General features: G+C 74.4%; 20 protein-coding genes. 9 read left to right on the top strand and 11 right to left on the bottom strand.

The window, feature by feature from the left end:
- Positions 1 to 16 precede the first annotated feature (16 nt).
- From ACGFXC_RS29110 to ACGFXC_RS29100, 3 genes are all read right to left on the bottom strand, one after another.
- Positions 17 to 1,087, bottom strand: a complete 1,071-nt coding sequence (locus ACGFXC_RS29110) for a M4 family metallopeptidase (RefSeq protein ID WP_393717675.1) — start codon at positions 1,085 to 1,087, stop codon at positions 17 to 19.
- A gap of 471 nt (positions 1,088 to 1,558) precedes the next feature.
- Positions 1,559 to 2,182, bottom strand: a complete 624-nt coding sequence (locus ACGFXC_RS29105) for a response regulator (RefSeq protein ID WP_393717673.1) — start codon at positions 2,180 to 2,182, stop codon at positions 1,559 to 1,561.
- A complete protein-coding gene (locus ACGFXC_RS29100) occupies positions 2,179 to 3,327 on the bottom strand; it encodes a sensor histidine kinase (RefSeq protein ID WP_393717839.1) in 1,149 nt (382 codons plus the stop codon). Before ACGFXC_RS29100 ends, ACGFXC_RS29105 begins: the two co-directional genes overlap by 4 nt.
- A 1,169-nt stretch (positions 3,328 to 4,496) precedes the next feature.
- Between ACGFXC_RS29100 and ACGFXC_RS29095 the strand changes: the two genes are divergently transcribed.
- Together ACGFXC_RS29095 and ACGFXC_RS29090 are read left to right on the top strand one after the other, a co-directional pair.
- On the top strand, positions 4,497 to 5,042 hold the full coding sequence (locus tag ACGFXC_RS29095; RefSeq protein ID WP_393717671.1) for a heme-binding protein: 546 nt from the start codon (positions 4,497 to 4,499) through the stop codon (positions 5,040 to 5,042).
- Between the two features lie 129 nt (positions 5,043 to 5,171).
- A complete protein-coding gene (locus ACGFXC_RS29090; protein ID WP_393717669.1) occupies positions 5,172 to 6,599 on the top strand; it encodes a M1 family metallopeptidase in 1,428 nt (475 codons plus the stop codon).
- Between the two features lie 19 nt (positions 6,600 to 6,618).
- On the opposite strand, the gene ACGFXC_RS29085 is transcribed toward ACGFXC_RS29090, so the two are convergent.
- Both ACGFXC_RS29085 and ACGFXC_RS29080 read right to left on the bottom strand, forming a co-directional pair.
- Positions 6,619 to 7,134 carry a GNAT family N-acetyltransferase gene (locus ACGFXC_RS29085; protein WP_393717667.1) on the bottom strand — a complete coding sequence of 172 codons (516 nt, stop codon included), beginning with the start codon at positions 7,132 to 7,134 and terminating at the stop codon, positions 6,619 to 6,621.
- A 79-nt stretch (positions 7,135 to 7,213) separates the two neighbouring features.
- Positions 7,214 to 7,789, bottom strand: coding sequence for a TerD family protein (locus tag ACGFXC_RS29080; protein WP_385314362.1), 576 nt, complete (start codon positions 7,787 to 7,789; stop codon positions 7,214 to 7,216).
- Positions 7,790 to 7,952: 163 nt separating this feature from the next.
- Here ACGFXC_RS29080 and arfB point away from each other — a divergent pair, with 163 nt between their 5' ends.
- Entirely contained in the window at positions 7,953 to 8,378 is a 426-nt protein-coding gene (arfB, locus tag ACGFXC_RS29075; protein ID WP_393717665.1) for an alternative ribosome rescue aminoacyl-tRNA hydrolase ArfB, read from the top strand.
- Between the two features lie 51 nt (positions 8,379 to 8,429).
- Here the strand turns inward: arfB and ACGFXC_RS29070 are convergent, their stop codons facing one another.
- Positions 8,430 to 9,008 (bottom strand): flavin reductase family protein, encoded by a 579-nt coding sequence (locus ACGFXC_RS29070; protein ID WP_393717663.1) that lies wholly within the window; start codon positions 9,006 to 9,008, stop codon positions 8,430 to 8,432.
- Between the two features lie 303 nt (positions 9,009 to 9,311).
- Here ACGFXC_RS29070 and cdgB point away from each other — a divergent pair, with 303 nt between their 5' ends.
- Together cdgB and ACGFXC_RS29060 are read left to right on the top strand one after the other, a co-directional pair.
- Positions 9,312 to 11,039 carry a diguanylate cyclase CdgB gene (gene cdgB / locus ACGFXC_RS29065; RefSeq protein WP_393717662.1) on the top strand — a complete coding sequence of 576 codons (1,728 nt, stop codon included), beginning with the start codon at positions 9,312 to 9,314 and terminating at the stop codon, positions 11,037 to 11,039.
- Positions 11,040 to 11,107: 68 nt separating this feature from the next.
- Positions 11,108 to 12,130, top strand: a complete 1,023-nt coding sequence (locus tag ACGFXC_RS29060; protein WP_393717660.1) for a CBM35 domain-containing protein — start codon at positions 11,108 to 11,110, stop codon at positions 12,128 to 12,130.
- 19 nt (positions 12,131 to 12,149) lie between these two features.
- Here ACGFXC_RS29060 and ACGFXC_RS29055 read toward each other — a convergent pair whose 3' ends face one another.
- The 3 genes from ACGFXC_RS29055 to ACGFXC_RS29045 all read right to left on the bottom strand — a co-directional run bounded on the left by ACGFXC_RS29055 (position 12,150) and on the right by ACGFXC_RS29045 (position 15,252).
- Positions 12,150 to 13,067: a 1-phosphofructokinase family hexose kinase gene (locus ACGFXC_RS29055; RefSeq protein ID WP_393717659.1), complete on the bottom strand. Its 918-nt coding sequence runs from the start codon at positions 13,065 to 13,067 to the stop codon at positions 12,150 to 12,152.
- A 101-nt stretch (positions 13,068 to 13,168) separates the two neighbouring features.
- Complete coding sequence (nagA, locus tag ACGFXC_RS29050) at positions 13,169 to 14,320, bottom strand: N-acetylglucosamine-6-phosphate deacetylase (protein WP_393717657.1); 1,152 nt, start codon at positions 14,318 to 14,320, stop codon at positions 13,169 to 13,171.
- Positions 14,320 to 15,252, bottom strand: a complete 933-nt coding sequence (locus ACGFXC_RS29045; protein ID WP_393717837.1) for an ROK family protein — start codon at positions 15,250 to 15,252, stop codon at positions 14,320 to 14,322. Before ACGFXC_RS29045 ends, nagA begins: the two co-directional genes overlap by 1 nt.
- A gap of 211 nt (positions 15,253 to 15,463) precedes the next feature.
- Between ACGFXC_RS29045 and ACGFXC_RS29040 the strand changes: the two genes are divergently transcribed.
- The 3 genes from ACGFXC_RS29040 (at position 15,464) to otsB (ending at position 17,995) form a co-directional block, all read left to right on the top strand.
- The gene (locus ACGFXC_RS29040; protein ID WP_393717655.1) at positions 15,464 to 16,768 is read left to right on the top strand and encodes an extracellular solute-binding protein; all 1,305 of its coding nucleotides are present in this window, start codon (positions 15,464 to 15,466) and stop codon (positions 16,766 to 16,768) included.
- Between the two features lie 78 nt (positions 16,769 to 16,846).
- Positions 16,847 to 17,083 carry a DUF3263 domain-containing protein gene (locus ACGFXC_RS29035; RefSeq protein WP_393717653.1) on the top strand — a complete coding sequence of 79 codons (237 nt, stop codon included), beginning with the start codon at positions 16,847 to 16,849 and terminating at the stop codon, positions 17,081 to 17,083.
- A gap of 54 nt (positions 17,084 to 17,137) precedes the next feature.
- Positions 17,138 to 17,995, top strand: coding sequence for a trehalose-phosphatase (gene otsB, locus ACGFXC_RS29030; protein WP_393717651.1), 858 nt, complete (start codon positions 17,138 to 17,140; stop codon positions 17,993 to 17,995).
- A 30-nt stretch (positions 17,996 to 18,025) separates the two neighbouring features.
- On the opposite strand, the gene ACGFXC_RS29025 is transcribed toward otsB, so the two are convergent.
- Positions 18,026 to 18,649, bottom strand: a complete 624-nt coding sequence (locus tag ACGFXC_RS29025; RefSeq protein WP_393717649.1) for a TetR/AcrR family transcriptional regulator — start codon at positions 18,647 to 18,649, stop codon at positions 18,026 to 18,028.
- Positions 18,650 to 18,741: 92 nt separating this feature from the next.
- Here ACGFXC_RS29025 and ACGFXC_RS29020 point away from each other — a divergent pair, with 92 nt between their 5' ends.
- Positions 18,742 to 19,488 (top strand): hypothetical protein, encoded by a 747-nt coding sequence (locus ACGFXC_RS29020; protein WP_393717647.1) that lies wholly within the window; start codon positions 18,742 to 18,744, stop codon positions 19,486 to 19,488.
- On the opposite strand, the gene ACGFXC_RS29015 is transcribed toward ACGFXC_RS29020, so the two are convergent.
- Positions 19,461 to 20,930, bottom strand: a complete 1,470-nt coding sequence (locus ACGFXC_RS29015; RefSeq protein ID WP_393717645.1) for a trehalose-6-phosphate synthase — start codon at positions 20,928 to 20,930, stop codon at positions 19,461 to 19,463. The genes ACGFXC_RS29020 and ACGFXC_RS29015 overlap by 28 nt on opposite strands.
- Positions 20,931 to 20,973: the final 43 nt, after the last annotated feature.

The raw sequence follows: 20,973 nt of genomic DNA, 5'->3' as shown, positions 1-20,973 counted from the left end.
CACGGGGCCGCCCGGGTCAGCCCACGTTGACGGCCTTCCAGGCGGCGGCGACGCGGGTGACCTCGGGGCCGGCGGCACCGTAGAGCTCGACGGCGGCCTGGAGGGTGGCGGTTCGGGCCGCGGCGTAGTCGGTGGTGGACCGCATGTGCAGGGTCAGGGCCCGGTACCAGATCTGGGTGGCCTTGTCGCGGCCGATGCCGAGGAGCTTGGAGCCGTCGTAGGTGGGGGAGTCGTACGCGGTTCCGTTGATGACCTTGGGGCCGCTGCCTTCGGCCAGCAGGTAGTAGAAGTGGCGGGCGGGGCCGGAGGAGGCGTGCGGGTCGAGGGTGGCGAGGTCGGCGGACCAGTAGTCGCGGGAGCTGCCGTCGGCGCTCGGGCGGTCCATGCGGCGGGGCGGGCCGTCGTAGACCCGCTCGCCGAGGAGGTAGTCGCCGGGGTCGGACTTGTTCTGGGCGAAGAACTCTCCGGCGGTGGCCAGGATGTCGGAGGTGCCCTCGTTGAGGCCGCCGGGTTCGCCGCTGTAGAGGAGACCGGCGGTGGCGGAGGTCAGGCCGTGGGCGAGCTCGTGGCCGACGACGTCGAGGGAGGTCGGCGGCCGGCCGGGGGTGGCGCCGTCGCCGTACGAGACGCAGGCGCAGCCGTCGCTCCAGAAGGCGTTGCCGAAGTTGTTGCCGTAGTGGACGCGCGAGGTGGTGCCGGCGCCGTCGCCGCGGACGCCGTCGCGGTTGAAGGCGGCACGGTAGAAGTCCCAGGTCACGGCGGTGGCGTAGTGGACGTCGACGGCTGCGGTCTGGCGGTTGGCGGGGTTGCCGGTGCCCCAGGTGTTGTCGGCGTCGGTGAAGAGGACTCCGGGGCCGGTGGTCTGGTTGAGGGCGTCGAGGGTGCGCTGGTTGCCGCGGGCGGGGTCGCGGAGCTGGTAGGTGGCGCCCGAGGGGGTGGTGCCGAGGGGGACGGTGCCGGAGTACTGGCTGCGGCCGGTGCCGGTGGCGGTGGGGGCCGCGGTGGCCGTGCCGGCGGCGAGGGTGGCGCCGAGTAAGAGGGCTGCGGCGGCGATGGTGGCGGCCGTCCGGCCGGGGCGGGGGGTCACGGGGGCTCCTTCGGGGTGGGGGGTGGCGCGAGAGAGCGTGCCATCGGGGGTGGCGGGTGCGGCAGGGCTGCGACGCGGGGTTGTCCGAAGACCGGGCCTGCGTGTCCGGATCCCGCCAACCCCCGGGCCGGCCCGCGCCGCGAACGCCGGCGGGGGTGGTGGTGCCGGTCGGGGGCGGCTGTCGTGGCTGCGCCCGGTTCCCGGGGCTCCGCCCCGGACGCCGCGCCGCGAACGCCGGCGGGGGTGGAGTGTGGGCCTTTCAGCCTCGCCGGCGTTTGAGGCGCGGGCGCGGAGCGCCGTGTGGTGACGGGTCCGGGCGGAGCCCGGGGAACGGTGGAAGGGCGGACAGGGGACCCCGCCCCGCGCAGCGGCGCACACGGGCCCGGCCGGGGGCGGGGGGCCGGGGGACGGAGTCCGGCGCAGCGGCGCGAAGCCGATGGAGGCCCGCCGGGGCCGGGGGCGAGGGGTGCGTCAGGACGGGAGCAGGCGTTGTTCCTTGGCCACGGCCACCGCGCCCGCGCGGGTGTCGACGCCGAGCTTGTCGTAGATGCGGCCCAGGTGGGTCTTGACCGTGGCTTCGCTGATGAAGAGCGCGCGGGCGATGTCGCGGTTGCCGAGGCCGCGGGCCAGCTGGCCCAGGATGTCCAGCTCGCGGTCCGTCAGCGTGGGCCGGGTGCCGCGCATGTGGGCCATCACCCGGCTGGCGACGGGCGGGGAGAGGGTGGTGCGGCCCGCCGCCGCCGAGTGGATGGCGGCGAAGAGTTCCTCGGGCCGTTCCGCCTTCAGGAGGTAGCCGGTGGCGCCCGCGCCGATGGCCCGGGTGATGTCGGCGTCCGTGTCGTACGTGGTGAGGACCAGGACGTGCGGCGGCTCCGGCAGGGCCGTGATGCGCCGGGTGGCCTCGACGCCGTCGATGCCCTCGCCCAGCTGGAGGTCCATCAGCACCACGTCCGGGCGGAGCTTCGCCGCCAGCGCGACGGCCTCCTCGCCGCTGCCCGCCTCGCCGAGCACCTCGATGTCCGGTTCGCTGCCGAGCAGCGCGAGGAGTCCCGCGCGCACCACCACGTGGTCGTCGCAGAGGAGGATCGTCGTCATCCCGTGGGCTCCAGGGGGATCGCGGCCGAGAGCACGGTGCCCTCGCCCGGGGTGGATTCGATGGTCAGGGTTCCGCCGAGCTGGCGCACGCGGGCGCGCATGGCGGGGAGGCCGTGGCCGCGTTCGGGGGCGCCGGGGGCGGTGCGGGACTCGGTGAAGCCGTCGCCGTCGTCCGCGACGTCCAGGACGACCTGGTCGCCGAGGAAGCTCAGGGTCAGCGCGGCGGTCCGGGCGCCGGAGTGCTCGCGGATGTTGGCCAGGGCGCCCTGCGCGATGCGCAGGAGGGCCGATTCGGCGCGGTCGGGCAGCGGGGCCGGGGCGCCCTCCAGGTGGAAGCGGACCTCGATGTCCGGGCCCGCGTCCAGGGCGCGCAGCGCGTCGGGCAGGCCGGCGCCGTTCTCCAGTTCGGGCGGCGCCAGGTCGTGGACGAGCCGGCGCGCCTCGGCGAGGCCGCGGGCGGCGATGCCGGTGGCGGTGCGGACGTGCGAGCGGGCGGTGCCGGGGTCGCTCTCCCAGGTCCGGTCGGCGGCCTGGAGCAGCATCTGCTGGCTCGACAGGTGCTGGGCCAGGGTGTCGTGGATCTCCATGGACAGCCGCTGCCGTTCGGCGAGGGTGCCCTCGCGGCGTTCGGTGGCGGCGAGTTCGCGGCGGGTGCGGATCAGGTCGTCGATGAGGGCGCGCTGCTCCTGGGCCTGGCGTTCCATGTGGACGAAGACGGCGGTGGCGAGGGCGGCCACGGCGGGCGGGGCGAGGAGGAGGTTGGGGTCGAAGGCGGTGGAGAGCCGCAGCTGGGCGGCGACGACGAAGACGGTGAGCAGCGCGACGAGGACCACGGCGGCGCGGGGGCGCAGGGTGCGCAGGGCGGTGAAGAAGAGGGGGACGGCGCACCACGCGAAGCTCGGCGCGAGGACGACGAGGACCACCCAGGTGGCGACGACGAGCCCGAGCCAGAGCCTGCGGCGCAGGGTGGTGGGGGCGGGTGCGGTGGGCGGGGTACGGGTGGCGCCGACGGCGGGGCCGAGGACGTAGAGCAGGGCGAGGGCGATGCTGAGGGCGATGACCCAGGGGGTGCGGGGTTCGCCGGGGTGGCGCAGGAGGAAGCGCGCCACGGAGGCGCCGAGGAGCAGGAAGAACGCCGTGTGCATGACGGTGGCCAGCGTGCGGGTGTCGTCCGAGGCGGTCGGGCGGGGCCGCGGGGGGTGGCTCACGGCGGGACTCCTGGGGTGGTGGGGGCGATGTCCATTTTGCCGCTGCCCGGGCCGGGCCGTCGCCCGGGCCCGACCCGGGCGGGTCGCCCGGCCTGGACGGACCGTGCCGCCTGGGCCTGCCCGGCCCGGTACGGGCTTGGTCGTACGACCCGCGCAGGCCCGGCCGGCCCGCGCTGGCCCGCCCGGCCGTGTGGCCCGCGCAGGCCCTGTCGGCCGGCCCGGACCTGCGCGGGTCGTAGGGCCTGCCCCGTCCGGTCGGACCCGCCCGGCTTGGTGGGCCTGCTCGGCCCAGCCGACCCGGTCGGCCGTGCGGCCCGTACGAACCGCCGGGCTCGGTCGGCGCGCGCGGCCCGTAGGGCCTGGTCGTCCTGCACGGCTTGGCCGGTCCGCACGGCCCGTGCCCGGTCGGGTTGGCCCGCACGGTCCGGTCGGTCCGGTCGCTCTGGTCGGTCCGCACGGTCCGGTGGGCCGGCACGGTCCGGTCGGTCCGCACGGTCCGTGCCCGGTTGGGCTGGCCTGCACGGTCCGGTCGGTCCGGTCGCTCTGGTCGGTCCGCACGGTCCGGTGGGCTGGCACGGTCCGGTCGGTCCGCACGGCCCGGTGAGCCGGTCTGGCCCAGTCGGCCCGCACTGCCCGCATGGCCGCACGGCCTGCGTGGTCTGGTTGGCCTGCACGGCTTGGCCGGTCCGCACGGTCCGTGCCCGGTCGGGTTGGCCCGCACGGTCTGCGGGTCGGCATGGTCCGGTCGGTCCGCACGGTCCGGTGGGCCGGCACGGCCCGGTCGGTCCGCACGGCCCCCGGTGGGCCGGCACGGTCCGGTCGGTCCGCACGGGCCGGTCGGTCCGCATGGGCCCGTCGGTCCGGGTGGTTCGGTTGGGGGTGCCGGGACTGGGGTCGGTGGGCGGGCCGGGCCGGCGGGGGTGGGGTGGTCCCAGGAGAACCGCCCGGCCAGGGCCACCGCATCGGCCGATCGGTTGACCCCCGGGTCAGCCGGTGCGGTCGGCGGCGGGAGCCGGTACGGGGACGGGGCGGGGGCGGATCTCGGCGGAGGCTTGGAGCAGCGAGTCGAGCCGACGACCGACCGACGACCCTCAGGAGCAGCAGCCATGAACACCCGTACCCGCGTCCTCACCGGTACCGCCCTCGCCCTCGCCCTCGGCGCCGGTACCTTCGGTGCCGTCAGCGCGAGCGCCACCCCGGCCTCCGCTCCCGTCCAGGCGGCCGCGAAGAAGGACGACGACCGGAACTTCACCACCTCGACGCACCTCACCGTCGACGCCGCCACCCGCGCCGCGCAGGCCGCGCTCCAGGCGGCGGCGAAGGAGAACCAGAAGGTGACCGTCGCCGTGGTGGACCGCAACGGCAACACCATCGTCACCCTGCGCGGCGACGGCGCGGGCCCGCAGTCCTACGAGTCGGCCGAGCGCAAGGCCTTCACCGCCGTGTCCTGGAACGCCCCGACCTCGGTGCTCGTGGGCCGCCTCGCGCAGACCCCGAACCTGAAGGACATCCCCGGCACCCTCTTCCTCGGTGGCGGCGTCCCGGTGCAGGCCAAGGGCGCCCCGGTGGCGGGCGTCGGCGTGGCGGGCGCCCCGAGCGGCGACCTGGACGAGAAGTTCGCCAAGGCCGGCGCCGACGCCCTCGGCAAGTAGTCCCGCAGGAGCTCCGCAGGAGCTCCGCAGGAGCTCCGCAGTCCCGTGGGCGGGGCGGCCGCACCGGCGGCCGTCCCGCCCACGCCGTGCACCACCCCTCCTCCAGGGGGCCCGCTTAGGATCGGGGGCGTGGAACACCGTGCCCTCGTCCGTCTCGCCGCCCCCGTGCTCGCCCTGCTCCTCGGCCTCACCGCGGGGTGTACGGGAGCCACGGTGCAGGGGCGGCCCGGGGCGTCCGGGGTGCGGGACCCGTACTTCCCCCGGGCGGGCAACGGCGGGTACCAGGTCGAGCACTACGACCTCGACCTGGCCTACGACCCCGCCGACGGGCTGCTGCACGCCACGGCGGTCATCACCGCCCGCGCCGAGCAGGGGCTCAGCTCCTTCAACCTCGACCTGAGCGGCCTCAAGGTCGAGGGCGTGGACGTGCAGGGCGCCGGGGCCCGCTTCAACCGGACCGGGAACGAGCTGACGGTCCGCCCGGCCAAGGACCTGAGGAAGGGCGAGGTCTTCCGTACGGAGATCGACTACTCCGGACGCCCGAAGCCCGTCATCGATCCGGACGGCTCCAAGGAGGGCTGGATCGCGGGCCCGGACGGCGCGGTCGCCGTCGGTGAGCCGGTGGGGTCGATGGGCTGGTTCCCCGGCAACCACCACCCCGGTGACAAGGCCACGTACGACATCACCGTCACCGTCCCGGACGGCTACGAGGCCGTGTCCAACGGCGAGCTGCGCTCCCGGCGGGAAGTGGCGGACGGACAGACCGAGTTCGCGTGGCACAGCGCCGAGCCGATGGCGAGCTACCTCGCCACCGTCGCCGTCGGGAAGTTCAAGGTGACGACCGGCCGGACCGCCTCGGGCGTCGCCGTCTACGACGCCGTCGCCCCCGGGGAGGTCGCGGGCAGCGCGCCCGCGCTGGCGCGGCTGGGGGAGATCGTGGAGTGGGGGAGCGCGAAGTTCGGCCCCTACCCCTTCGGGACGGCCGGTGCGATCGTGATGCCGCCGCAGACCCTCACCTACGCCCTGGAGACGCAGACGAAGCCGGTCTACTCGGGCGCGCCCGACGAGGAGCTGGTCCTGCACGAGATGGCGCACCAGTGGTTCGGCGACTCGGTCTCGCCGAAGTCCTGGAAGGACATGTGGCTCAACGAGGGCTTCGCGACGTACGCCGAGTGGCTGTGGGCGGAGGACCGGGGCGGGGTGAGCGCGCAGCGCCGCTTCGACGCCTTCCTGGCCGGTGACACCGCGGTCGACCCGCACGCCGACGGCGACTGGGACGCCTTCGCGCCCGCCTCCCCGCCCGGGCCGGGCCAGATCTCCGACGACCCGGTGTACTACCGGGGGGCGATGGTCCTGCACCGGATCCGGCAGGAGGTGGGCGACGCGAAGTTCTTCGACCTGCTGCGCGGCTGGGCCGCCGACCACCGGCACGGGAACGCGAGCACGGCCGACTTCACCGCCTACGCGCAGCGGCGCACGGGCCACGACCTGCGCGGGGTGTGGGACGTCTGGCTGTACGGGGAAGGCCGCCCCGCCCTCGCCCCCGCCGCCGGCTGAGCGACCGGGGCCCGCGGGGTCAGAGGGCCTTGCGCATCACCTGGCAGGGACGGCCGTGTTCGCGGTCCGGGGCGCGGCGCAGCAGGGTGTAGCCCTGGGCCCGCCAGAAGGCGAGGCCGGAGGCGTTGCCCTCCAGTACGGCGATGCGCAGGCCGGTGCGGCCCGCCGCGCGGAAGCGGTCCTCGACGAGGGTGGCCACGGTGCGGCCGTGGCCGGTGCGCTGCGCGGTGGAGTCGATCAGGAGCAGGCCGATCCACGGGTCCGGGTCGGCGGCGGCCGGGTCCGGGTGGTGGGCGAGGGTGACGGCGAGTCCGACGAGGCGGCCGGCGGAGCGGGCCAGCAGGACTTCGGAGCCGTCGGTGGCGAGTTCGTCGGCGAGCGCGGCCGCGACCTGTTCGACGGTGATGCGGGCCGGGTCGGGGAAGTCGCCGCTCAGTTCGAAGAACGCGCGGTTCGTCGCGTAGAGGGTGGCGACCTCGGTGAGGACCGGGCCGGGCAGGGCGCCGTCCACGGGGACGAGCGGTTGGAGGATCACCCGTCGAACGGTAGCGAAGCCCCCCTCCCCGGCCACGGGGAGGGGGGCTTCACCAGCGGCGGGCCGCCGGACGGGGGTCTCAGACGTTGACGCCGAAGTCCTGGGCGATGCCGGTGAGGCCGGAGGCGTAGCCCTGGCCGACCGCGCGGAACTTCCACTCGGCGCCGTTGCGGTAGAGCTCGCCGAAGACCATGGCGGTCTCGGTGGCGGCGTCCTCGGAGAGGTCGTAGCGGGCGATCTCGGCGCCGCCGGCCTGGTTCACGACGCGGATGTAGGCGTTGCGGACCTGGCCGAAGTTCTGGCTGCGGGACTCGGCGTCGTAGATCGAGACCGGGAAGACGATCTTGTCCACGTCGGCGGGCAGGCCGGCGAGGTTGACGTTGATGGCCTCGTCGTCGCCCGCGCCCTCGCCGGTGCGGTTGTCACCGGTGTGGACGATGGTGCCGTCCGGGGTGGTCTTGTTGTTGAAGAACACGAAGTGGCCGTCGGAGACGACCTTGCCGGTCGCGTTGACCGCGATGGCCGAGGCGTCCAGGTCGAAGTCGACGCCGGTGGTGGTGCGGGTGTCCCAGCCGAGGCCGACCGTGACGGCGCTGAGGCCGGGGGCCTCCTTGGAAAGCGAGACGTTGCCGCCCTTGGACAGGCTTACTGCCATTTTGACTGGTGTCCCTTCTTCGTCACATGACCGCGCTGCGTGGTCGTGGCCAAGTTACTGCTGACCTCCATAACGCGGGGAGGGGGCCGGTAGGTTCCGCGGGGCCGGCGGCGGGCCCGAAATCGGGGTGACGGGGGCGTCGGCGGGGGCCGATCATAGGGGCATGCCTGGTCCCCATGTCATCCGCGGTTCGGTCGTGCTCCCCGAGGGGGAGCTCGCCTGGCGCTTCTCGCGTTCCTCCGGGCCGGGCGGCCAGCACGTGAACACCTCGGACTCGCGGGCGGAGCTGCTGTTCGACGTGGCGGCGACCAAGGCGCTGCCCGAGGTGTGGAAGGCGCGGGCGCTGGAGCGGCTGGCGTCCCGGCTGGTGGACGGGGTGGTGACGGTACGGGCCTCGGAGCACCGCTCGCAGCTGCGCAACCGGGAGATGGCCCTGGTCAGGCTGGCCTCGCTGCTGGCGGAGGCCACGGCCCCGCCGCCGAAGGCGCGCCGGGCCACGAAGATCCCCCGGGGCATCAACGAGCGCCGGCTGCGGGAGAAGAAGGCCCGCGGCGAGACGAAGCGGGGCCGTACCGGCCGCGACTGGTAGCCCCGCCCGGCCCGGCAGCCCCGGCCGGCAGCCCCCGGCCGCCCTGCCCCGCTACGGCGCGAGGTGGCGGTAGCGGCCGCGGAAGTACGTCAGCGGCGGTGCGTCCGGGGCCGGCACGGCGGCGCTCAGGACCCGGCCGATGACCAGCGTGTGGTCGCCCGCCTCGACGCGGGACTCGGTACGGCACTCCAGCGTGGCCAGCGCCCCCGTCAGCAGCGGTGCCCCGCTGACCGGTCCCCGTACCCGGGGCAGGCCCTCGAACAGCAGCCGGTCGCTGATCCGGTTCTTCATGGCGAAGCGCCCGGCGATCTGGAGCTGGGAGTCCGCGAGGACGGAGACCGCCCACAGCGGCTGCTCCGCGAGCAGGTCGTCCATCCGCGAGCCCTCGCGCAGGCTGGCCAGCACCAGCGGCGGGTCCAGCGAGACGGACATGAAGGCGGTGGCCGTCATGCCGACGTCCTCGCCGCGCGGCCCGTCGGCGGTCGACGCGGGCTCATGCGCGGTGATCAGGCACACTCCCGCGGCCAGCCGGGACATGGCGGCGCGGAACTCGTCGTTGCTCACCCCCTCAGCATGGGGGGTGGCGGACGGTACGGGGGTCACGGGAGTCGTCAGGGTCGTCTTCGGCACGGTCCGAACGCTAGTTGTGCGCCCGTGCGGCGCACATCGGGCGCTGGTCCGAGCCGCGTCCCCGCCCCCGGGACTAGGCCCGGGCGTATCGTTTGCTCACGGGAAGAGGGGGGAGCGCTCCCACTCAACGGCCCGTCCAGAGTGCCTCGTTATTCATCTCATGTGACTTGAGTCACAGAGAGCAAGATTTGTTGACCCTGTGTACCTGCCGCACAGCTCACTGTGATTCAGTGGACGGGACACCGCAACGAAACGCCGATGACAAACCTGGAGTTGCTGTCGAGGTCTCGGGGAGAGCGAGCAATGGAGACCGAGTCGGAGCCGTACGTCCGTCTTGCGACCCTGCGGCAGCTGCACCAGGTGGTGGCCGAGCTCAACACCGCGCGCAGCCTGGCGGACACCCTGCAGACCGTCGTGGACGGCATCGTGCGCGGCCTCGGCTACGAACTCGCCTGTGTCAACCTCGTACGTCCTGACGGGGACCTCGTCGTCGCCGCCTTCGCCGGCGACCCGGCCGCGGAGGCCCTGATCACCGGCCGCGTCGGTTCCCGTCCCTCCTGGGACCGCCGGCTGACGATGGGCGAGGACTGGGACGGCCTGCGCTTCATCCCGCACACCGAGGGCTGGGTCCTGATCGAGGACGACGTGCCCCAGTGGCACACCGACGGCCCCGACCCGCGCTTCGAAGACGAGTGGCACCCCGAGGACCGGCTGTACGCCCCGATGTATGCGACGGCCGGGGAACTTCTGGGTGTCATTTCGGTGGACAGACCGCGCAACGGCCGCCGGCCCGGTGCGTGGGGGCGCGAAGCGCTCCAGATGTACGCCTTCCAAGCCGCGATTGCGATCAGCAACGCGCGGCTGCGGGCGAACATGCAGCGGGCCCTCGTCCGGCTGGAACGCGAGCAGCAGGCGCTGCGGGCCAGCGAAGAGTCGTTTCGCCAGGCCTTCGAATACGCCCCCAGCGGGATGGCCATCGCCGAAATGGGCGGGGACCAGCACGGCCGGCTGCTGCGCACCAACGACGCCCTGTGCCGGCTGCTGGGCCGGCCCGCCTCGGTGCTGCGCCGCTACTCCTTCTCCGACCTCGTCCACCCCGAGGACATCGGCACCCTGCTGCGGACCTCCGCCGAGGGCGGCCGGGCCGAGCTGCGCCTGGGGCGGCGCGACGGCACGTACGTCTGGGTCTCGCTGCGCAACTCGGTCGTCGCGGACGCCGCCGACGGACCGCGCTTCCTGCTCACGCACGTCGAGGACATCGAGGAGCGCAAGCGGCACGAGCTCCAGCTCGCGCACCGGGCCAGCCACGACTCCCTCACCGGCCTGCCCAACAGCGCCGAACTGCGCTCCCGGCTCGGCGCCCGGCTGTGCCGGCGGCCCCAGTCGGTGCGGGCCACGGCCGTCGAGGCGCTCGACGCGGCCTTCGAACCGCGGCCGGAGGCGGGGGGTGGTGCGGGCGAGCACGGCTTTCGGCCCGGCGGCCACGAGGGCCCCGACCACGGCCGTCCCGTTGCCGGGACGGCGCCGGGGCCGGAGTCCTTCGAGTTCGCGGGGGCCTTCACGGCCCACGCGGACGGCCCGTACGACCACCACGTGCACACCGTGGCGCCCGCCACGGACGTCGACGACGGGACGAAGGGGCTCGCGGTCCTCTTCTGCGACCTCGACGGCTTCAAGTCGATCAACGACCGGTTCGGGCACCACACCGGCGACGCCGTCCTGATCGAGGTCGCCCGCAGGCTCACGACCTGCGTCAGGGACGGTGACACCGTCGCCCGGCTGGGTGGTGACGAGTTCGTCGTCCTCGCCGACGGACTGGGCGCGGCCGACGCCGCCGACCTCGCCGTACGGCTGCGCGGCGCGATCATCCCGCCGATCCGCGTGGACGGGCGCGCGGTCCGCGTAGGGGCGAGTTTCGGGATCGGCTGGGCCAGCTGCGGGATGTCCGCGGACGAGGTGCTGCGCTCCGCCGACCAGCGGATGTACATCGAGAAAAGGTCCCGTTCCAAGGCGCACCGGCGGGCCGGGTAGTCTGATCGGCCGCCCGTGGGCGCACGTGTTCGGGGTAGGCTCCCGTGGGTCGAAAGGAGTGACCTGCGATGACGACGCCCGCGAACAACGGCCCGCACGGTGGGGCGAACCAGCCCGAGGACGACGATCCGTTCGGCTACCTCTACGCGGACGGCCAGGCCGCCGGTGCCGCCCCGACCGCCTCGGGCGGTGGATACGGCTACCCGGGCCCGACGGGCGGTGGTCAGGCCGGCGCGCAGCCCGGCGTCCCCCGTACCTCGTACAACCAGGTGCGTACGGTCGGCGAGCGGACCTACGGCGGCCAGCGGGGACAGGTTCCCCAGCAGCAGGCCGCGTACCAGGCCCAGTACCAGGCCCCCGAGGCGCTGCAGGCGGGCGGCTACGGCGTGCCCGCGCAGCAGCAGTACACCCAGCAGGTCCCGCTCCCGGGCGGCCGCGGCGGTCACGCCGGCGGCGGGGGCGGCGGGTCCAGCCGCAAGGGGCTGCTGATCGCGGCGGTGGCCGTGGTCGCGGCGGTCGCGATCGGCATCGGCGCGGCGCTCGCCTTCGGCAATGACGGCGACGACAAGAAGAAGGACCAGGCGGGCCAGCAGGGCCAGCAGACCCCGGCGCCGCAGCAGCCCGAGGGCTCCGCGGAACCGAGCAGCTCCCCGCGGCCCTCGCAGACGCCGCTGCCCAAGGCCGACGCCTCCGGCTCCGGCATGGCCCTCACGGGCGGTGCCACGCTGATGACCGGGGTGCCGGGCGCGAAGAGTTCGGGCGGCCAGTACGTCGGCAACTTCAACCAGACCGGCGCGGCCGTGACCTGGACGCTGGACGTCCCGGCCTCCGGGAAGTACAAGCTGAAGATGACCTACGGCGTGCCGGGCAAGGACGCCAGCACCACGCTGACGGTCAACGGCGACAAGCAGACCCGCCCGATAAACATGAAGAACTTCGCCCTCGCCAAGCCGGGCGAGTGGGACAAGGGCTGGACGAACACCTACTCGCTGGTGGACCTGAAGAAGGGCACCAACAGCGTCAAGATCTCGTGCGAGACGGGCAACCAGTGCGAGATCAACATCGACCAGCTCTGGCTCGAACAGGGCTGATCCCGCCCGGCGCCACCGCCTAGAGCGGCGTGACCTGAACCGACCCCCGTACCTCCGCGTAGGTGCGGGGGTCGAATTCGCCCGCCGTCGGGGCGTGGACCGTGGCGGCCGACAGGGCCGTGGCGCGGGTGAGGGCGGCCGGCCAGTCGAGCCCCTCCGTCAGGGCGGACAGCAGGCCCGCCACCGCGGAGTCGCCGGCGCCGGTGGGGTTGCCGGCCAGGCGGCGGGGCGGGACGGCCTGCCAGGTGCCCTCGGGGGTGGCGGCGAGGAGTCCGGCCGGGCCGAGCGAGGTGACCACCGCGCGGGCGCCCCGGCGGCGGGCGTCGCGGGTGGCGGGGAGCGGGTCGCGGGAGCCGGTGAGCTCCGCCAGTTCGGCGGCGTTCGGCTTGATGATCTCCGGCCGGGCGGCGACCCCGCGGCGCAGGGCTTCGCCGCCGGTGTCGAGGAGCACGGGGACGCCGGCCGCGCGGGCCGCCCGTACGAGGACGGCGTAGGCGCCGACCGGCACGCCCGGGGGCAGGCTGCCGCACAGCGCCACCGCGCGGGCTCCGGTGAGGAGTTCGGCGTAGCGGGCCTGGAAGGCGGCCCATTCGGCGGCGGTGATCTGCGGGCCGGGTTCGTTGAACTGGGTGGTGTCGCCGGTGGTTTCGTCGACGACGGCCAGGGTGCGCCGGGTGCGGTCCGCGCAGGGGAGCAGGGCGTCGGTGACCCCGGGGGCGGCGCGCAGGAGTTCGCGTACGAGCGCGCCGGACGGTCCGCCCGCGAAGCCCGTGGCCGTCACCGGGTGGCCGAGCGTGCCGAGCACGCGGGCGACGTTCAGGCCCTTGCCGCCCGGGCGTTCGGCGACGCCGGTGACCCGGTGGGAGGCGTGCGGGAGCAGTCGCGGCACCCGGTGGGTGACGTCGAGTGCGGTGTTGAGCGTCACGGTGAGGATCATGGCCAGCCCCGGTCTCGGTGAATGCCGGGATCATGCCAAAAAGCGGGCGGCGGGCCCAGTCCCGAGGGCCCGCCGGCGTCGCCGTCCAGCCGGAAGGCCGCTCAGGACAGCGGGTTGACGATCCATTCGCCGCGCCGCATGACGCCCTTGACGTCGAACGCGGCGTCGAGGACGACCAGGTCGGCGTACTTGCCGGGTTCCAGCGAGCCGACCTGGTCGTAGAGGCCGATCAGCTTCGCGGGGTTGGCCGAGATGGCCTGCACGACGGATTCCACCGGGAGCCGGTCCACCGTCACCGACCGCTTGAACGCGGTGTCCAGGGTCAGGGTGGAGCCGGCGATGGAGCCGCCCTCCACGAGCCGGGCGACGCCGTCCTTGACCTCCACCTCCAGCGGGCCGAGGTGGTAGGTGCCGTCGCCGAAGCCGGCCGCGTCCATGGCGTCGGTGATCAGGGCGACGCGGTGGGCGCCCGCGTGGTGGAAGGCCAGCTCCAGCATCGCCGGGTGCAGGTGGGTGCCGTCGTTGATCAGCTCGACGGTGACCCGTTCGTCCTCCAGCAGCGCGGCGATCGGGCCGGGCGCGCGGTGTTCCAGGCCGGGCATCGCGTTGTAGAGGTGGGTGGCGACGGTGGCGCCCGCGTCGATGGCCTGGCGCGTCTGTTCGTACGTGGAGTCCGTGTGGCCGATCGCGGCGATGACCCCGTGTTCGGCCAGCAGCCGTACGGAGTCCAGGCCGCCCGGGAGCTCGGTCGCGAGGGTGACCATGCGGGCGGCGCCGTGCGCGGCGTCGACCAGCTTGCGGACCTCGGCCGGGTCGGGGTCGCGGAGCAGGTCCTCCTTGTGGGCGCCCTTGCGGCAGGGGTTGATGAAGGGGCCCTCGAAGTGGATGCCGGCGATCTCGCCCTGCTGGGTGAGCTCGGCGAGCAGGGCGGCGCGCCGGGCCAGTTCGTCCAGGTCGCCGGTGACGGTGGAGGCGATGAGGGTGGTGGTGCCGTGCTCGCGGTGGGTCCGTACGCCCCGGAGGACCTCCTCGGCGGTGCCGGAGGTGAAGGAGGCTCCGCCGCCGCCGTGGTTGTGCATGTCCACGAAGCCGGGGACGATCCAGTGCCCGGACAGGTCGACGACCTCGGCGCCCTCGTGGGCGCTGCCCGCGATGCGGTCGCCCTCGACGATCACCCGTCCGCCCGCGACGGTCCCGGTGGGCAGCACCACCCGGGCGCCGGAGAGAACGGTGCTGTGTGCGCTTCCGGACATCAGGCAGGTACCTCCGTGGCGAGTAGGTCCCAGGCGAGCAGCCCTGCGCCCAGGCATCCGGCGGTGTCCCCGAGGGCGGCCGGAAGGATCTCGGGCAGCCGCTGGAACGTCACGCGCTCCTCGACGGCCGTCCGAAGTGGTGTGAACAAGGTTTCCCCCGCCTCGGCCAGCCCGCCACCGATGATCAGGGTGCGCGGGTCCAGCAGGGTGATCGCGGTGACGAGCCCGTCGGCGAGCGCGCCGATGGCGGCGAGCCACACCTCGCGGGCGCGCGCGTCACCGGACTCGACGGCCTTGGCGCAGTCGGCGGCGTCGGCCCCGGGGTCGCCGGAGGCGGCGGCCCAGGCGCGGGAGACGGCGGAGGCCGAGGCCAGGGTCTCCAGGCAGCCGTGCTGGCCGCAGCCGCAGGCGGGTCCGCCCGGGCGGACCACGATGTGGCCGATCTCTCCCGCGTAGCCGTGGGCGCCCGCCTCGATGCGGCCGGCGATGCCGATGGCTCCGGCGATGCCGGTGCCCAGCGGGACGAACAGGAAGCGGTCGGCGCCCCGCCCGGCGCCGATGCGGCCCTCGGCGAGGCCGCCGGTGCGCACGTCGTGGCCGAGGGCGACGGGGATGCCGCCGAGGCGGGCGCCGAGCAGGTCGCGCAGCGGTACGTCGCGCCAGCCGAGGTTGGCGGCGTAGACGGCGGTGCCCCGTTCGGCGTCGACGATGCCGGGGACGGCCACTCCGGCGGCCGAGGCGGCCGCGCCGAAGCGCTCCGGGCCCAGCCGCAGCAGTTCGGCGGCGAAGTCCAGGATCGTCTCGACGACGGCCTCGGGGCCCCGCTCGCGGCCGGTGGCGCGGCGCGCCTCGTGCAGCAGGGTGCCGTCCTCGGCGATGAGGGCGGCCTTCATCCCGGTGCCGCCCACATCGAGGGCGATGACGTGTTTCACGGGTTTCACAGAGACAGTCTCGCGTGCTCGGGAGGGAAAGGTCTAGTCCATTGGGGGGGATTGTTGCGCTGCCATACAAATTCGGGACCCGGGCCCGGACACGGTCCGGACACAGTCCCGGCGCGGGGCCGCCGCGGGATGTGGTGCAGTCGCCAAAGTGGTGTAGACCTTACGTCGCATCGTACGTACAACAAGGGGTGGATCGAGAACCGTGAAGGGCCGTTACCTGAGCCTGGCCGCAACCGGGGCCGCGCTGTGCCTGACCACCGTGACGCTGACGGGCTGCGGAGCCGTCCCGGGTCTCGGTGGTGACAACGAGGTGACCCTCCGGGTCGTGGCGGCCGACTACGGCGACAATCCGCAGAATTCCTCCGAGGCCTACTGGAAGGACCTCGCCGCGTCCTTCGAGAAGGACAACCCGGGCGTCCACGTCGAGGTCAGCGTCTACTCCTGGTCCGAGGTCGACGCCAAGGTCGCCGCGATGGTCAAGGAGGGCAAGGCCCCCGACATCGCCCAGATCGGCGCCTACGCCGACTACGCCGAGGCCGGCAAGCTCTACACCGCCGACGAGCTGCTCTCCGTCACCACCGAGGCCGACTTCCTCGGGCCGCTCGCCGACGCGGGCAAGGTCAAGCGGGTCCAGTACGGCATGCCCTTCGTGGCCAGCACCCGGCTGCTCTTCTACAACACGAAGCTGCTCGGGGACGCCGGGGTCATCCCCAAGGACGGCTCGGGGTCCTGGCAGCCCAAGAGCTGGGCGGACCTGGAGGCGGCCGCCAAGAAGCTCAAGGCCGCGGGCGTGCCCACCCCCATGGCGGTGCCGCTGGGCCGCGAGGAGGCCCAGGCCGAGTCGATGATGTGGATGCTGGCGGGCGGCGGCGGCTACACCGACAACGAGGAGGCGTACGCGATCGACTCCCCGGAGAACGTGAAGTCCTTCGAGTTCCTGCGCGACAAGATGGTCGGGCAGGGCCTGACCGGCCCGGTCGAGCCCGGCAAGCTGGACCGCCAGGCCGCCTTCGACGCCTTCACCCGCGGCGAGGTCGGCATGCTCAACGGCCACCCCACGCTGATCAAGCAGGCCGCCGGCAAGGGCGTGAAGTTCGCCATGGTGCCCATGCCGACCGTGGACGGCACCGACCACTCCGCGATGGGCGTCGCGGACTGGGTGATGGCCTTCAAGAACGGCCACAAGGCCGAGTCCGGGAAGTTCCTGGACCACCTGTACTCCGCGAAGAACGTGACCGCCTTCACCAACAAGTACGACCTGCTGCCGGTCACCACCAGCGGCTACCGGGCCATGGAGGCCGCCAGCGGCGGCTCGGCGGCCCAGCTGAAGACCTTCCTGACCGCCCTGCCGACCGCCCGCCTCTACCCGGTCGGCAAGAAGTCCTGGGCCGGGGTCAGCGAGGACGTCAAGCAGAACATCGGGAAGGTCGTACAGCCGGGCGGCCAGCCCGCGAAGGTGCTGGAGGACATCGCGTCGACCGCGCGGAAGGCCGACAACGAGCGCTGACGGCTCCCCGGGCGCGCCCCGCCGGGCCCGCCCGGGGAGCCCCCGGCGGCTGTCGGTGCGCGGCGTTAATCTGGCCGTATGACGGACGACGGGCTGCTGACGGCCACGGAGGCCGCCGTGCTCGCGTACGAGGGACGAACCTGGCCCGGGCCCGGCGCCAAGGAGCGGGCGATACGGGAGGGCCTCGGCCTCACCCCCGTCCGGTACTACCAGCTGCTCAACGCCCTGATGGACGATCCGCGGGCGCTCGCCCACGCCCCGGGCACGGTCAACCGGCTCCGCCGCATCCGCGCGGCCCAGCGGGCCCGCAGGTAGCCGCTCCCCGGGAAGGGGTGGGCGCGCCGGGGCGGCGCCGGTAGGGTCGTCGGTATGGGGAGCCATCCGCACGACCTGCCGATGCCCGTGCCCGCCACCGCGGCCGGACGCGAGGGACTCGAAGCCCTCCTGCGTGCGCCGCGCAGGGCCGTCGTCGCCCTGGACTTCGACGGCACGCTCGCCGACATCGTCGCCGACCCCGACCAGGCCCGGGCCCACGCGGACGCCGTACCGGCGCTCGCCGCGCTGGCCCCCCGGGTCGAGGCGGTCGCCGTCGTCACCGGCCGCCCGGCCGGGGTCGCCGTCCGCTACGGCGGCTTCGCCGGAGTGCCCGGGCTCGAACACCTCGTGGTCCTCGGCCACTACGGGGCCGAGCGCTGGGACGCCGTCTCCGGCCTGGTGCACGCGCCCGCCGAACATCCCGGCGTGGCCGCCGTACGGGCCGAGCTGCCGGGGTTCCTCGACGCGATCGGAGCGTGGCGCGGGACCTGGATCGAGGAGAAGGGCCGGGCGCTGGCCGTCCACACCCGCCGGGCCGAGAACCCGGAGGCCGCGTTCGAGGCCCTGCGGGAGCCCCTCGCGGAGCTCGCCGCCCGGCACGGACTGATGGTCGAGCCGGGCCGGGCCGTCCTGGAACTGCGCCCGCCGGGCATGGACAAGGGCGTCGCCCTGAACGCGTTCCTGGAGGAACGCGGCGCCGAGGCGGTGCTGTACGCGGGCGACGACCTCGGTGACCTCGCGGCGTTCGCGGCCGTCGAGAAGCGCCGCACCGACGGCCTGCCCGGGCTGCTGGTGTGCAGCGGCTCGGCGGAGGTCCCCGAACTCGCCTCCCGCGCCGACCTGGTCCTGCCGGGCCCGGCCGCCGTCACCGCCTTCCTCGCCCGGCTGGCCGCCGCCCTGCCGCAGGAGTAGCCCGCGCGGCGGGCCGTCGCGCGACAGCCCCTAGGGGATCTGCGCGGCCAGGCCCGCGCAGATCAGGCGGACGCCGAGCAGGAACTTCTCGTCCTCCCCGTAGGCCGACGCGGCCGCCACGGTCAGCGGGAAGCGCGCCACCAGCGCGGCGCCCTGCTCCGGGCCGGCCTGCGCCGCCGGTGACTGGCTCTGCTCCTGGAGCACGTAGCCCGTGAGGTGGCTGAGCAGGGTGTCGGCGCCCACGGCCGCCGGCCCGTCCGGGACGCCCGCCGCGCGCAGGGTCTCCAGCAGCCGTTCCATCACCGCGAGCGCCCCGGTGCTGAGCACCTTCGGGCTGTCCGCGAACATCACCGCGCCCCCGGCGTGCCGCCGGATGCCCGCGCGCAGCGTCCCGGTCTGTGCCTCCACCCGCTCCTGCCAGCCCGCGCCCGGGTCCAGCGCGGCCAGCGCGGCGGTCCCCGCGTCGTAGGCCTCGCGGGCCACCCGGTCGGCCATCAGCCGGACCAGGTCGGCCTTGCCGGGCACGTGGTAGTAGAGGCTGCCCGCCTTCGCGTCGAGCCGTTGCGCCACCCGCCGCATGGACAGGCCCTGGTAGCCGGACTCGGCGAACTCCGCCATGCCCGCGTCGATGATGCGTTCCTTCGTCAGCTTCACGGGACCAGTCTACGGGTTTTTCTAACACTGTTTGAAAGTCTGCTCCGGTGGCGCTACTGTCATCCCACGACGACCGGAGGGGGGTGGCGGCGATGGGCGCACTCGTGTTCAACGCGACCACGGCGGCATTGATGGTGATCATGTTCAACGGCGGCCTGGAGCTGCTCGGCCGCGGCACGCTGCGCGGCCGCCGCGTCCCCTGGGCGGCGGTGGGCCTGACCGCCCTCGCCCTCGCCGGGGTCCTCGCGCAGCTGTGCTGGTCCGGTGCCATGGACGCGCTCGACGACGACCCCGCGAAGAACGGGTGGTGGCGGGTCGTCACCGCCGTCTTCATGCAGAACGGCGGCCTGCTCGGCGGCGCGTGGAACATCGCCACCCTCGCCGCCGTGGCGGCCCTGGCCGACTGGTACTGGGGCGGGCCCCGCACCCTCGTCCTCTTCCTCGCCGGCGTCCTGCTGCCGGAACGCGCCGACGCGCTGCTCGGCCTCGGCGGCCACCACGACGCCGATCCCCGCAACTTCGCCGGCAGCTCGGGCGCCACCTACTTCCTCGGTGCCACCCTCGCAGCCGCCCTCCTGGTGCGCGCCCTGCGGGCCCGCCGCGCCGGGACCGCGGACGCGGCGGCCGGCAAGGAGCTGCTGCTCGCCGCCGGCGTGCCCGTCCTCGGCCTCGCGCTCTGGTTCGCCCAGGCCAACGGCCACGGCCTGGTCTCCTGCTACGGCTTCGTACTGGGCGCCCTCGCCCTGTGCCTGCCGGGACGCCCCACCACCGCCCCCGCCGCCGCCCCCGCCCCCGCCGCCGGCTCCTCCGCTCAGGCCCCCGCCAGCGCCTCCAGCTGAGCCTCGAACCAGGCCGCCGGGGGCAGCGCCGTCGCCGCCGCCGCCAGCCGCTTCGTGCGCTCCGCCCGCTCCTCGCGGGGCATCGCCAGGGCCTCGTGCAGGGCCCGGGCCGTCGCGCTGACGTCGTACGGGTTCACCGTGACGGCGTCGTCCTTCAGCTCCTCGTAGGCGCCCGCCCCGGTCGACAGCACCAGCGCGCAGCCCTCCTGCGAGACCACCGGGATCTCCTTCGCGACCAGGTTCATGCCGTCCCGCACCGGGTTGACCAGCGCCACGTCCGCCATCCGGTACGCGGCGAGGGACCGCGCGAAGTCGTCCTCGACGGAGACCAGCACCGGCTGCCAGTGGGCCGTCCCGAACTCCTCGTTGATCTCCGCCGCCAGCTCCCGCACCGAGGCCGTGTAGTCCCGGTAGGCCTTGAGGTCCTGCCGCGACGGGTACGCGGAGGCCAGGTGCACCACCCGTTCGCGCCACTCGGGGTGCGTGGTGAGCAGCTCCCGGTAGGCCAGCAGGCCGCGCAGGATGTTCTTCGACAGCTCGGTGCGGTCCACGCGGACGATCGTCAGGCGGCCCTCGGTCTCCGCCCGCAGCGCCGCCAGCTTGTCGTCCACGGCCGGCCGGTGCGCGAGCGCCCGCAGGTCCTCCGCGTCCACGCCGAGCGGATACCGGCGGACCTCGGTGAACCGCTCCGGCCCGTCCCCGCCGCCGTCGGCGCGCTTCCTGCGGTGCGCCACCCCGCCCTCCCGGCCGGCGCCGGGGGCCGGGGACGGCTCCGCGACCCCGGTCGCGTCGTTCGCGTGCGCCCCCGCGATGAAGTTCTCCGACCAGCGCCGGGCGTGGAAGCCCAGCTGGTCCGCGCCGAGCATGCCCCACACCAGCTCGGAGCGGACGTCGTCCGGGAGCATCTCCATGAACTCCGGCGACGCCCAGGGCGTGTGCGTGAAGTGCGCGATCCGCAGGTCGGGGCGCAGCTCGCGCAGCTGCCCCGGGACCAGCGCCAGGTGGTAGTCCTGCACCAGGACGCGGGCGCCCTCGGCGGCCTCCTCGGCCAGCGCCCCGGCGAAGGCCCGGTTGTAGGCGGTGTACGCCTCCCAGTGGCGGCGGAACGCCGCGTCGAAGACCGGCTCGCGCGGGACGTCGTAGAGGTGGTGGTGGGTGAACCACAGCACCGAGTTGGCGATGCCGTTGTACGCGCCGTCGTAGGTCGCGGGATCGATGTCCAGCATCCGGACGCCGGGCTCGGAGGTCCCCCGGCGCACCGCCTCCCGGTCCGCGTCCGAGAGCGCGGCGCAGATCCAGAGGGCCTCCGGCTGCTTCGCGAGGGCCGCCGACAGGCCGGAGACGAGCCCGCCACCGCCGCGCCGGGCGCTGAGCGTGCCGTCGTCGGAGAGGGCGTACGAGAGCGGGCCGCGGTTCGCGGCGACGAGTACCTGAGAAGCCATGCCGCGAACCTAGCCCGGCCCGCCCCGGCTCAAACCGAGCCGT

The sequence above is a fragment of the Streptomyces sp. NPDC048507 genome, assembly GCF_043199995.1.
Classification (GTDB): domain Bacteria; phylum Actinomycetota; class Actinomycetes; order Streptomycetales; family Streptomycetaceae; genus Streptomyces.
Note: the sequence above shows the minus strand (reverse complement) of the source record. Positions and strands in the feature narration are given on the sequence as shown.